The 12,695-nt window shown below is 63.6% G+C and carries 12 protein-coding genes; 11 read left to right on the forward strand and 1 reads right to left on the reverse strand.

What is annotated here, in order from left to right; genetic code table 11:
- The first annotated feature begins 8 nt into the window (after positions 1–8).
- The 8 genes from pgeF (at position 9) to dnaE (ending at position 8,589) form a co-directional block, all read left to right on the forward strand.
- Positions 9–722 (forward strand): peptidoglycan editing factor PgeF, encoded by a 714-nt coding sequence (gene pgeF / locus ABD059_RS05930; RefSeq protein WP_343878440.1) that lies wholly within the window; start codon positions 9–11, stop codon positions 720–722.
- Complete coding sequence (locus ABD059_RS05935) at positions 719–1,483, forward strand: YggS family pyridoxal phosphate-dependent enzyme (protein WP_343878441.1); 765 nt, start codon at positions 719–721, stop codon at positions 1,481–1,483. The genes pgeF and ABD059_RS05935 overlap by 4 nt, the downstream gene beginning before the upstream one ends.
- A gap of 37 nt (positions 1,484–1,520) precedes the next feature.
- On the forward strand, positions 1,521–2,039 hold the full coding sequence (locus ABD059_RS05940) for a cell division protein SepF (protein ID WP_343878442.1): 519 nt from the start codon (positions 1,521–1,523) through the stop codon (positions 2,037–2,039).
- Positions 2,040–2,099: 60 nt separating this feature from the next.
- Positions 2,100–2,396: a YggT family protein gene (locus ABD059_RS05945; RefSeq protein WP_116778132.1), complete on the forward strand. Its 297-nt coding sequence runs from the start codon at positions 2,100–2,102 to the stop codon at positions 2,394–2,396.
- Positions 2,397–2,539: 143 nt separating this feature from the next.
- Complete coding sequence (locus ABD059_RS05950) at positions 2,540–3,217, forward strand: DivIVA domain-containing protein (protein WP_343878443.1); 678 nt, start codon at positions 2,540–2,542, stop codon at positions 3,215–3,217.
- Between the two features lie 180 nt (positions 3,218–3,397).
- A complete protein-coding gene (gene lspA / locus ABD059_RS05955; RefSeq protein ID WP_343878444.1) occupies positions 3,398–4,018 on the forward strand; it encodes a signal peptidase II in 621 nt (206 codons plus the stop codon).
- The gene (locus tag ABD059_RS05960; protein WP_343878445.1) at positions 4,015–4,950 is read left to right on the forward strand and encodes an RluA family pseudouridine synthase; all 936 of its coding nucleotides are present in this window, start codon (positions 4,015–4,017) and stop codon (positions 4,948–4,950) included. Before lspA ends, ABD059_RS05960 begins: the two co-directional genes overlap by 4 nt.
- A gap of 159 nt (positions 4,951–5,109) precedes the next feature.
- Positions 5,110–8,589, forward strand: coding sequence for a DNA polymerase III subunit alpha (dnaE, locus tag ABD059_RS05965; protein WP_377959623.1), 3,480 nt, complete (start codon positions 5,110–5,112; stop codon positions 8,587–8,589).
- A gap of 10 nt (positions 8,590–8,599) precedes the next feature.
- Here the strand turns inward: dnaE and ABD059_RS05970 are convergent, their stop codons facing one another.
- The gene (locus ABD059_RS05970; RefSeq protein WP_343878447.1) at positions 8,600–9,118 is read right to left on the reverse strand and encodes a flavin reductase family protein; all 519 of its coding nucleotides are present in this window, start codon (positions 9,116–9,118) and stop codon (positions 8,600–8,602) included.
- 55 nt (positions 9,119–9,173) lie between these two features.
- Here ABD059_RS05970 and ABD059_RS05975 point away from each other — a divergent pair, with 55 nt between their 5' ends.
- From ABD059_RS05975 to ABD059_RS05985, 3 genes are all read left to right on the forward strand, one after another.
- The gene (locus ABD059_RS05975) at positions 9,174–9,686 is read left to right on the forward strand and encodes a hypothetical protein (protein ID WP_343878448.1); all 513 of its coding nucleotides are present in this window, start codon (positions 9,174–9,176) and stop codon (positions 9,684–9,686) included.
- An 80-nt stretch (positions 9,687–9,766) separates the two neighbouring features.
- Positions 9,767–11,488, forward strand: coding sequence for an alpha/beta-hydrolase family protein (locus tag ABD059_RS05980; protein WP_343878449.1), 1,722 nt, complete (start codon positions 9,767–9,769; stop codon positions 11,486–11,488).
- 86 nt (positions 11,489–11,574) lie between these two features.
- Positions 11,575–12,678 (forward strand): D-TA family PLP-dependent enzyme, encoded by a 1,104-nt coding sequence (locus ABD059_RS05985; RefSeq protein WP_343878450.1) that lies wholly within the window; start codon positions 11,575–11,577, stop codon positions 12,676–12,678.
- Positions 12,679–12,695: the final 17 nt, after the last annotated feature.

The following is a 12,695-nucleotide window of genomic DNA, read 5'->3' on the forward strand; positions in this document are numbered from 1 at the left end:
CCGACGCCGTGTTCTTTTGGCGCCAGGAAATCGGCCCCGGCCGTTGGGTGGCCTTCACGAATAGCGAGGCGGGCAATCTTGCACTTCATGTGGGGGATCAGCCCGCCTCGGTCCTTCGGCGACGGCGGCGGCTCGAAGCCGCCATGGGAGTCAATGAGGGATCCCTCCGGTTCATGCACCAGACTCACTCGGCCACCGCCGAGATAGTCGAGGACGCGGTGCCGGGTGAGCTGATCAGCGCCGATGCGTTGATCAGCGTCCGGGGAGCCACCCCGTTGGCGGTCATGGTCGCCGACTGTGTGCCGGTGATTCTCTCTACCGGGGGCGGCGCAGGAGGAGCCACGGCTGTCGTGCATGCCGGACGCCAGGGTACCCTGGACGGCGTCATTGCCGCCACGGTCGAGCTGCTGCGCAGCCGGAAGGCCCAGGATCTGCTGGCGTGGATCGGCCCCGCTGTCTGCGGGGACTGCTACGAGGTGCCCGCGGCGATGCGCCGCGAGGTGGCTGCCGTGGTTCCCGCGGCGTCAGCCACCACACGGTGGGGGACCCCTGGCCTTGATCTACCCCGGGCCGTGCGGGCGCAGCTCGAAGCACTCGGAGTGGCCGTGCAGCAGGTCAGTGCAGAGTCCTCAGCACTGTGCACCCTGGAGAACGGGGCGCTGTATTCGCACCGTCGTAGCCCCGCGGCGGGACGGATGGCCGGCCTGGTGTGGACCCAATGACAGACCCCCAGCGTGCCGGAGAGCTCAGCGAACGGCTGTCGGCGGTGCGCCAACGAATCGATCAGGCGGTGCAGGCATCGGGACGTACCGACAAACCGCAGCTCATCGTCGTCACCAAATATTTCCCGGCCAGCGACTTGCGGATCCTCGCTGCCCTGGGCGTGACCGACATGGGAGAAAGCCGGGACCAGGAGGCCGCAGTCAAGGCCCAGGAGCTCGCTGACCTGGGGGTGCGCTGGCATTTCATCGGCCAGCTGCAAAGCAACAAGGCCCGGTCGGTGGTGTGTTACGCTCACGCTGTCCATTCGGTGGACCGGGTGCCGCTCGTCGCTGCGCTCGGCAAAGCGTTGGCTAACCGGCGAACAGCACCGGCCCCGGATGCCGACAGTACCGACCCCGCCACGAGCCTGGCCTGCTTTGTCCAGGTCGACCTCTCGACCGGGGATAGCCGCGCTGCGACGATTAGTGGGCATCAACGAGGCGGTGCCGCACCGTCCGACGTCGTCGACCTGGGGCGACTTGTCGACGCGACCGAAGGGCTTTCGCTCGCGGGGGTGATGGCTGTTGCGCCCCTGGGCAGAGACCCCAGTGTTGCGTTCGGAGAGCTAGCCAAGATTTCGGCCACGCTCAGCCGCGAATTCCCCGCCGCCACCGGCATCTCGGCTGGCATGAGCGGGGATCTCGAGGCCGCGGTCGCAGCTGGCGCGACACACCTGAGAATAGGGTCGCAGGTCCTCGGTGAACGCCCACCCTTGAGGTAGCGTCTGGACTATACCCAATGACACGACAGGAGCTACCATGGCTGGCGCACTGCGCAAGACAATGATCTATCTTGGGCTCGCCGACGGTGATGAGCACTACGAGTCCGAGCAGAAGAACTTACAAAGCAGGAACGAGGATCACCTAGTGGACTACGATCGTGACGACCGGCAGGCTGACGCCCCACAGGCGGCCAGGCTCGCTCCGGTGGACGAGTACCGTGCCCCGGTGACCCCGATCAAGCGCGCACAGTCCTCACGCGAGGATTCGGCGGCCCTCCGTCAGATCACCACGGTGCACCCACGGTCCTACAACGACGCGAAACTGATCGGTGAAAGCTTCCGCGACGGCATCCCCGTGATCATGAATGTCACTGACATGGGTGAGTCGGATGCCAAACGCCTGGTGGACTTTTCGGCTGGTCTGGTCTTTGGTCTGCACGGCAGTATCGAACGGGTTACCAACAAGGTCTTCCTCCTGTCGCCCTCCTACATCGAGGTACTTGGAGAAGACCAGAAGGCCAGCGAGGCGCAGGCTAGTTTCTTCAATCAAAGCTAGCGTGGTTAACTGGTTCACGAGTTCCTCTCAAAGTATCGCTTTTAGGACTGTGACTGCCGCGTGAGTTTGGTTTTTGTTCTGATCTATCTGGTACTGATGGTTGTCCAGATCGCCCTGATTATTCGGATCGTCTACGACGCCGTCCAGATGTTCGCGCGTGGTTGGCGCCCCAAGAGGCTAGCCTTGGTGCTGGCCTCGGGCGTCTACACCGTCACCGATCCTCCGATCAAGGCGCTTCGCCGACTCATTCCGCCGCTGCGGCTGGGTGGAGTGTCGCTGGATCTGGCGTTCTTGGTGGTGTTCCTGGGAGTAACCATTCTCATGTTCGTCGCCGCCGGTCTGGCCACGTCGGTCTAGCCGGTTAGTTTTCGAGTCTCAAAAGATATACGCTGAATCACATAAATTGGTGTGAATTCTAGAGTTTCATGTCCGCAATTCGGTACCGTAGTCAGGTCTGCTTCATAGGCAGGCATGTCTTATAACCACTATGAGGTGACCAGATGGCCCTGACGCCAGAAGATGTTGTCAACAAAAGGTTTCAGCCCACTAAGTTCCGTGAAGGCTACGACCAGGACGAGGTAGACGATTTCCTCGACGAGATCGTTGTCGAGCTCCGTCGCCTGAACCAGGAGAACGACGAACTGCGGCGCAAGCTCGCGGAGGCTTCCTCCTCGACGTCCCAGACCCCGGCAGTTCCCGCCCCAGTGTCGGCGAGCTCGCACACTGAAGAGGTCAAGGACGAGCCCAAGGCGAAGGAACAGCCAAAGGTTGAGGAGCCGAAGGCTCCCGAGAAGAAGGTCGAAGAGCGCCCGGCAGCTGCTGCAGCACCCGCAGCGGCAACACCACCCGCCTCAGGCAATTCGGCTGAATCTGCCGCTGGTGTGTTGGCGATGGCTCAGAAGCTCCACGACGAATACGTCAACGCAGGTGTCGAGCAGCGCGACAAGATCATCGCCGAGGCGCAGATCGAAGCCAGCGGTATGGTCAACGAGGCCGAAGAGAAGACCCGTAAGACCCTGGGCGCACTTGAGCAGCAGAAAACTGTGCTTGAAGGCAAGGTCGAACAGCTCCGCAGCTTCGAACGCGACTACCGTTCACGTCTGAAGGCCTACATTGAGGGCCAGCTGCGCGATTTGGATTCCCGCGGATCGGTAGCCTCGGAAGCCTCCGGCGCATAATTACCACAACAGCATTACCGCTGCGCCGGATGATCGGCGCAGTCCAGCTAACGGCGAGTTGAGAGGCCGGCCCCCGGGGATCCCCGGTGGTCGGCCTCTGCCGTAGGCTGGAGGTCAGCCTTGTGCGGCAGTCCACCCCACCCCGGCGCAGTCAGCGGCAGCGCCAAACCTGAAAGCGCTATGACAGACCAGACACCAGAGCACGGCAACCCAACCGGGTCCGACGATACCTCTCCCGCCGTCCATCAGACGCCCCCGGCGGCTACCCACCGCCGGCGTACGGGTGCGCGCTATGCGTTGCTCTTCGCGGCGTGCTGCGCCGTCATCTACGTGGCTGACCAGTTGACGAAGATCTGGGTTGTCTCCACCATGACCGAGGGGCAGATCACCCCGGTCCTCCCGCCTCTGCTCAACTGGCACTTCATCCGCAACCCCGGGGCCGCTTTCTCGATTGGTACCGACTACACCTGGGTTTTCACGATCATCATGGCCGTCGTGTCCATCGCAATCATCACCCAGGTCCGCAAGGTAGCGTCCTGGTGGTGGGCGGCAGCCCTGGGGCTGGTCCTCGGAGGCGCTCTCGGTAATCTGACCGACCGTCTGCTGCGTGAACCATCGTTCGGCCAGGGCCACGTGGTCGATTTCATCGCCCTGCCCAACTTCGCCATCTTCAACATCGCCGACTCGGCCGTGGTTACGGGCGTCTGCCTGATCTGCGTGCTGACATTGCGGGGGATCGGCATGGATGGCAAGCGCAGCAATGACGAGCCAGCGATTGACGGATCGGCGGACTCCAAATGAACGCCGTTGAACGGGACGAACGCGTTCCCGCCGAACTTGGGGGAGCCCGTGCGGACGCGGTGCTCGCCGCCGTCGCGGGGGTGTCCCGCTCCGCTGCCGCCGCATGGTGCGTGGCAGGGTTCGTGACGAGCGATGGCAAAACCGTCGGGAAGTCCGACCGGCTTGTCGCCGGTGCCGTCCTGAGGATCAGGGTTCCCGCAAGCGTCGACCCGTTGGCCGTAATCGTCGAGACCGTTGATGGGATGGGGATTCTTTACGACGATGACGATCTGGTGGTCATCGACAAGCCGGTCGGCGTTGCCGCGCATCCATCTCCGGGGTGGGTGGGCCCGACAGTGGTCGGCGCTCTCGCCGGCGCCGGGTACCGGATTTCGACGTCGGGCGCTACCGAACGCGCCGGCATTGTGCACCGCCTGGATGTCGGAACCTCCGGCGCCATGGTGGTCGCCAAAACCGAGCACGCCTACACGGTCCTGAAGCGGGCGTTCAAGGAACGCACTGTCGAGAAGGTTTACCATGCGCTGGTCCAGGGCCTTCCGGACCCGCTGGTGGGAACCATTGACGCTCCGATTGGCAGGCATCCGGCGCACGATTGGCGCTTCGCCGTGCTGGAAGACGGAAGGCCCTCCAGAACCCACTACACAGTCCTCGAAGCATTCGGAAAAGCAAGTCTTCTCGAGGTCAACCTTGAGACTGGTCGGACGCACCAGATCCGGGTGCATTTCTCAGCGCTCCGGCACCCCTGTGTGGGGGATCTCACGTACGGGGCTGACCCCCGGCTTGCAGCAAATCTCGGGCTCACCCGCCAGTGGCTGCACGCGCAGAAACTCACCTTTGAACACCCGGTGTCAGGTGACACTGTCAGCGCGACCAGCCCCTACCCCAATGATCTGCAGTACGCCCTCGACGCGCTGGCGGCCGGGAACGTCTGAGCTGCGACGGCTCGCCCGCGAACCGGCATGTCAGCCGGGGGCCCGGGCCCACTGACCTAGAATGGGAGGGTGGTTTCAACAGCATCCCCCCAAGCTTCCCCGGCCAAGCCAACCCGCGAAGATTCCTTCGTTCATCTGCACAATCACACCGAGTATTCAATGCTCGACGGCGCCGCCCGGCTGACTGACCTGTTCAGCCACACCGAAGAACTGGGCATGAACGCCCTCGCCACCACCGACCACGGCTTTGTGTTTGGGGCGTTCGACTTCTGGGACAAGGCACGGGCCGCCGGGGTGAAACCAATTATTGGCGTCGAGGCCTATCTGACGCCGGGGACCGCTCGGGCTGACAAGACCCGGGTGAAGTGGGGCGGTGGTGGCCGCGATGACGTGTCCGGCGCTGGGGCGTACACGCACATGACCATGTGGGCTGAAACCACCGAGGGAATGCACAACCTGTTCAGGATGTCTTCCCTGGCATCACTGGAAGGCTATCTTTACAAGCCCCGGATGGACCGCGACCTGCTCCAGACCTACGGTAAGGGTCTCATCGCCAGCACGGGTTGTCCCTCCGGCGAAGTCCAGACAAAACTCCGCCTCGGCCTCTACCGTGAAGCGGTCCAGGCGGCCTCCGATTTCCGGGACATTTTCGGCGCCGACAACTTTTTCTGCGAGCTGATGGACCACGGTCTCGATATTGAGCGTGCCGTCCAGTCGGACCTGATCAAGCTGGCCAAGGAGCTGAGGCTTCCGTTGGTGGCCACCAACGACCTGCATTACACCCACGCCGAGGATGCGAAGGCGCACGCGGCACTCCTGTGCGTGCAGTCCGGGTCCACGATGGCCGATCCCAAACGATTCAAGTTCGACGCCGACGAGTTCTACCTCAAGTCGCCAGCCGAAATGCGCTCCATCTTCCGGGACCACCCGGACGCCTGCGACAACACCCTGCTCATCGCCGAGCGGTGCGACGTCGAATTCAACACCAAAGCCAACTACATGCCCGGCTTCCCCGTCCCCGAGGGGGAAAGCGAGCAGTCCTGGTTCGTCAAGGAGGTCGAGACCGGGCTGCAGTACCGCTACCCCGCGGGTATCCCGGACGCCGTCCGCAAACAGGCCGAGTACGAGACCGGCGTCATCACCCAGATGGGCTTCCCCAGCTACTTCCTGGTGGTCGCCGACTTCATCAACTGGGCCAAGGACAACGGCATCCGGGTGGGCCCTGGTCGTGGCTCCGGTGCCGGCTCGATGGTGGCCTACGCGATGCGGATCACCGACCTCGATCCGCTGCAGCACGGCCTGATCTTCGAACGATTCCTCAACCCTGAGCGGGTGTCGATGCCCGACTTCGACGTCGACTTCGATGATCGGCGCCGGTCCGAGGTGATCCGGTACGTCACCGAGAAGTATGGTGACGAGCGGGTGGCCATGATCGTCACCTATGGCACCATCAAGGCCAAGCAGGCCATGAAGGACTCCTCCCGGGTGATGGGTTACCCGTTTTCGATGGGGGAGCGGCTCACCAAGGCCATGCCGCCGGACGTCATGGGCAAGGGCCTGGCCCTGACCGATGTGCACGACAAGAACTCCAAGCGGTACTCCGAAGCCGAGGAGCTGCGTGAACTGCTGAAGTCCGACGCCGACTCGGCGAAGGTCTTCGAAACCGCGCTCGGACTGGAGGGCCTGAAGCGCCAGTGGGGTGTTCACGCCGCCGGCGTCATTATGTCCTCGGACCCGCTGATCGACATCATCCCGCTGATGCGCCGTGACCAGGATGGTCAGATCATCACGCAGTTCGACTACCCGACCTGTGAGAACCTCGGGCTGATCAAGATGGACTTCCTCGGTCTGAGGAACCTGACGATCATCACCGACGCGGTGGAGAACATCAAGCTCAACAAAGACATCGACCTGGTGCTGGAGGACCTGGACCTGGAGGACCAGGGCTCCTATGAGCTGCTGGCCCGCGGCGACACACTGGGCGTGTTCCAGCTCGACGGCGGGCCTATGCGTGCCCTGCTGAAACTGATGCGTCCCGACAACTTTGAAGACATTTCAGCCGTTATCGCGCTGTACCGACCGGGACCCATGGGTGCGAACTCGCACACCAACTACGCCTTGCGGAAGACCGGTGCCCAGGAAGTCACCCCCATCCACGCCGAGCTGGAAGAACCACTCGCCGAGATCCTGGGAACCACCTATGGCCTGATCGTGTATCAGGAGCAGGTGATGGCGATCGCCCAGAAGGTTGCAGGCTACTCGCTGGGCCGCGCCGACATCCTCCGACGGGCGATGGGCAAGAAGAAGAAGTCGGAGCTGGACAAGCAGTACGAGGGCTTCGCCAACGGCATGAAGGACAACGGATACTCCGAAGCGGCGATCAAGACGCTGTGGGACATTCTGTTGCCCTTCTCGGACTACGCGTTCAACAAGGCCCACTCTGCCGCCTATGGGCTGGTGTCCTACTGGACCGCCTACCTCAAGGCCCACCACCCGGCCGAGTACATGGCCGCTCTGCTCACCAGCGTCGGCGATGACAAGGACAAGCTGGCGATCTACCTCAACGAGTGCCGCCGGATGGGCATCACCGTCCTGCCACCGGACGTCAACGAGTCGAGCGTGAACTTCACCCCGGTCGGTACTGACATCCGCTTCGGGATGGGTGCCATCCGCAACGTCGGTGCCAACGTGGTGGGCGCCATGGTGGGAGCGCGGACCGAGAAGGGCGCCTTCACCTCCTTCAGCGATTTCCTGCAGAAGGTCCCGGCGGTGGTCTGCAACAAGCGGACCATCGAGTCCCTGATCAAGGCCGGGTCCTTCGATTCGCTCAAGCATCCGCGCCGCGCCCTGGCCATGATCCACGAGGAAGCCGTGGACTCGGTGATCGTCCTCAAGCGCAACGAGGCCGCCAACCAGTTCGACCTGTTCAGCGCGTTCGACGACGAACCCGGAGCGGTGGGTGGGCTCTCCGTCGAGGTGCCGGATCTGCCGGAGTGGGAGAAGAAGGACAAGCTTTCCTTCGAACGGGACATGCTGGGCCTGTACGTTTCCGACCACCCGCTGCAGGGACTGGACGGGATCCTGAGCCAGCACGCCGACTCCTCGATCACCTCGATCATCAGCGACGAAGGCCCGGCCGACGGGGCGATGGTCACTATCGCCGGCATGATCACCTCCTTGCAGCGGCGGATCGCCAAGAACAGCGGCAACGCGTACGCCCGCGCCGAGATCGAGGACCTCGCCGGATCGATGGAAGTGATGTTCTTCGGGCAGGTGTATGGCCCCATCGCGGGGGTCCTCGCCGAGGATCTTATCGTCGTCGTCCGCGGACGTTTGCAGCGGCGCGACGACGGCGCGGTCACTTTGAACGCGCAGGAGCTCAGCGTTCCGGACCTTAGCGAGGGCCATTCCGGGCCGGTGGTCATCTCCATGGCGCACCACAAGGCGACCGAGACGGCCGTCGTGGCCCTGCGGGACGTGTTGCGGACCCACCCTGGTACCAGCGAGGTCCAGATCCGGTTGAACAGCAACCGGAAGGTCGAAGTCATGAGGCTCGGCGTCGAACTGAGGGTCAACCCGACGTCATCGCTCTTCGGCGACCTGAAAGTGTTGCTGGGGCCCGCCTGCCTGGACGTGTAGGCGTCCGGCGCTAGATCTGGTAATCCAGCGCCGTGGGTTGACCGTAGACGCCACCGTGGTAGAGCAGGGGAACACCCGGCGGGCCGACCTCGCCGGACTCCACCTCGGCGACCACGACGGCGTTGTTTTCGAAGGACAACCTCATGCTGATCCGCCCGATCAGGTGGGCCGCCACACCCTGCAACAGCGGCACACCGTGGGGTCCGGGCTTCCAATGATCCCCGCCGAATCGGTCGCGGCTTCGGGCGAACCGGTCAGCCAGATCGCGGTTGTCCAGCCCGAGCATGTGGACGCCGATGTAGTTGGTGTTGGCGACGGCGGGCCAGGACGAGGAGGTGCGGGCCATGTTGAAGCTGAACCGGGGCGGGTCCGCGGAGAGCGACGACACGGACGTCGCGGTGAATCCGAACGGCTTACCCTCATAAACAGCCGTGATGATCGCTACCCCAGCCGGATGCCGACGGAACGCGTCCCGGAAAGCAGCTGTTGAGTCGTGGACTGGTGGGTCGGCTGGGCGTAGATCATTCACGCACCCCACCCTAGGGGAGGCCATGGAGCCGCATAACTTTGTTAATGTATAAGTCATGCGATCCTCCAGTCCCGACGCCGAGCAGGCCGGAAGCTATCCGCCGCCCGTGTACTCGGTTACCACCGAAGACACCGCCGTCCCACCTACCTCCCTCCTTTGGTGGGCATCCACCATGGTTGGCCTGGGGCTGCTCATGGGCGTGGCGTGGTGGTTTGTCGCACCGGGTGGCGGTCTGTACGGTGACCCTGCACCTGAGGACGCGGCACTGGTGGCCGATCTGACACTGGGCGGTCTGCAGCTAGTGGTCGGCATCGTGGTGGGCTGGCTTCTCGTCCAACGGACGGATCTCCCCGGGGCGTGGCAGCGCATTGGCGCGGCGATAGGCGGATCGATCCTCGGGTCGGTGCTAGCGGTGCTGATCGGACAGTGGCTGGGCATGATGTTCGCAGCCGATCCCGACTTCGTTCTGCTCTCCCCGGGTGTGGCGGCGATTTGGCCAGGGGCCGCGGCTCTGGTGGTCTTCGTCTCGACGCTGATCGAACTGGCGTGGGGTAGACGCCGCCCCTAGAGCGCGGCGTGTGGGTGATTCGTGCAGATTCTTGCTGGAAAGACAGAGTGATCCGACCCGTGTAGACGATAATCAGACAGGTGAGCCCCTTCGAACGAAGTGCGCGATACCTTCGGGAACACTTCACCAACCTGGTGTGTGCGCTGGCCCTGGCGTCGCTGGCGCTGACTCCCTCATTGGTGCCCAGGCCCACGGTGTTTCAAGGATTTCTCGCAGGGCTCTGGTTCATGCTGGGTTTCCAGTTGGGTTTTGCGGTACGGCGGCTTTGGCGGGTGGTGGCAAGACGATCCGGCACGGCGACCCGCGACCCCGGCCCCGCAAAGAGAACCGAGGGTTCTCGATCCCCACCCCTGGGTGGCGTGGCCGTCGGCGTCGTGACGTTGCTCTATCTGACCGGCTACGGGGCGTTCGTGGTGTCCTGGCAGAACGAGGTCCGTGACCTTCTGGAGATGACGCCTGTTGACGGCGCGGGCCACACCCTGTTTCTGGTGAGCATGGTTGGAACAATGCTGGTGCTCGGCGGGATCGGGGCAGGCATCTCGGCGGCACAGCAGCTCGTCAGGAAGCGTATTGCCGCCCGCGGAGGCTCCCTTCGGACAACGCGCTGGGCATCGCTGGGGACAGGACTGGCCCTCGGGGTGGCGCTGGTTGCCGGGGTGACCGGCGTCGGGCTCGGGGCGGTCGGAATAATTTACCAGGACCGCGACGCCGAGACGCTGAGTGGCAGCGTGCAGCCGACGGGGGACACCCGCTCGGGGTCAACCCAATCCAGCGTGTCGTGGGAGGGGCTTGGCCGGCAAGGCCGCGCCTTTGCCGGCGGTGGACCGAGCGCGGACAGGATCGCCGAAGTGACCGGGACTCCTGCCCTGGAACCTGTTCGGGTCTACGCCGGCCTGTCTCACGGCGCGGATGAGAGGGCGCGTGCTGCGTTGGTAGTGGAAGACCTTGAGCGCACCGGCGGGTTCGAGCGCGAGGTGTTGCTGGTCGCTACACCCACCGGGTCAGGCTGGCTCGAGCCGCAGGCCATCGCCTCACTGGAGTACCTGTACGGCGGGAATACGGCTACCGCAGCAATGCAGTATTCGTTCCAACCCAGCTGGGTTTCTTTCCTCTTCGACCCGGATCTTGCCGCACGGTCCAGCGAAGCGCTCTTTGACGCTGTCCATGCCCGTTGGCAGGAAATCCCAGAGGGTGAAAGACCGCATCTTGCCGTGTATGGGCTGAGCCTTGGCGCGCAGGGCATGCAGGGGAGCTTCGACGGCCTTGACGACCTGTTGTCCCGGACCGATGCGGCGCTATTCACCGGACCGCCGTCAAACTCTCAACCGTGGCGGACACTCACGGATGACAGGGATGCCGGGAGTCCTCTCTGGCAGCCCGTCTATCAACAGGGCAAGCAGGTGCGGTGGCAATCCAAACCGGGGGACTTTGATCAGCTCCGGGGCGATTGGCAACTGCCTCGCCTTGGCTATCTGCAGCACGCCACCGACCCGATCACCTGGCTTGACCCGGCAGTGATTTATCAGCGTCCGGAGTGGCTGGCAGGGACAGCAGCGTCCGGGGGCCGCGGGTCCGATGTGAGCGATTCGATGCAGTGGATTCCGGGCGTCACGTTCCTGCACCTGGTCACGGACATGCTGGTCAGCGAAGCTGTTCCGCCGAGCCATGGCCACAATTTCGGCGATGTTGCTGTTGATGGCTGGGCTCAGGTGTTACCGGACCACGATCGGAGCCTCGGTCAGCTGGCCTCAATCCAGTCCGTGATCGAACAGATTAATACCCATGACCCCGTCTGGGAGTAATGCCTGGGGGAGGGAGTGCCACTGTCGGATAAGACCGGGCCGTGGAGGGACGACAGCAACGCGTGAGGGTAGGGGACTATAGGGAAATGACTAGCTGTAAGCCGGACGGTATCGAGACCCCAGAGGTCATGATTGACCTGGGCATCCTCCAGCGCAACATCGACCGGATGGCCGCGGTGGTCAAGGGCAAAGGGATGAATCTTCGACCGCATGTGAAGACCCACAAGATCCCGCAGATCGCTGCCCTACAGCTGGCTGCGGGCGCGGTGGGTCTGACGGTCGCAACTATCGGGGAAGCCGAAATCTTTGTGGATCACGGGGCGACCGACGTCTTCATTGCCTATCCGCTCTGGGTCACGCCCCATCATGCCCGTCGACTGATACAACTCAGCGCCACGGCACGGGTTGCCGTCGGGACGGATTCAGTGGAAGCCACTCGTGCGATGGGAAAGGCGCTTTCGGATGCCAGGGACAAAATAGAAATCCTGGTGGAGATCGACAGCGGTCACCATCGCAGCGGGGTGAGCCCCTCAGCAGCGGTTGAGGTCGCTCGTTCGGCGGCCGATGCCGGGCTACGAGTGACGGGGGTCTTCACCTTTCCTGGGCATAGCTATGCGCCGGGTATGCCAGTAAAGGCAGCCGATCAGGAACAGGAGGCGCTCGCGGAAGCAGCGAGGCTGGTCGGGGCGGCAGGGTTCGAAGTCTCCCGGATTAGCGGTGGGTCGACCCCGACGGCTAGCCTCACACACGCCTCAGCGGCGACGGAGGTCCGACCCGGAGTGTATGTCTTCGGAGATGCTCAGCAACTGGAGCTTGGACGGTGCGCCCTGGATGATATTGCCCTGACCATCGCCGCAACTGTCGTCAGCCGCCATGTAGGTGACGCTCATGCGCCACGCAGACTCGTCCTGGATGCCGGCAGCAAGGTTATGGGCAGTGACCGCCCCGCGTGGGCCACCGGTTTCGGGCGGCTCATAGACCATCCCGAAGCCCGCATTACCACGCTGTCCGAGCACCATGCCACCGTCAGCTGGCCGGACGGCACGCAATTGCCAGCCCTCGGTGAGCGGCTGCGGGTAATCCCCAACCATGTGTGCCTGACCATGAACCTTGTGGACGAGGTCACGGTACTGCGTGACGGCGTCGTCGTCGACCGTTGGCGGGTCGCCGCCCGCGGCAAAAACAAGTAGCAGCTACACCACCCCGC

Source organism: Arthrobacter flavus, from assembly GCF_039526005.1.
GTDB lineage: Bacteria > Actinomycetota > Actinomycetes > Actinomycetales > Micrococcaceae > Arthrobacter_D > Arthrobacter_D flavus.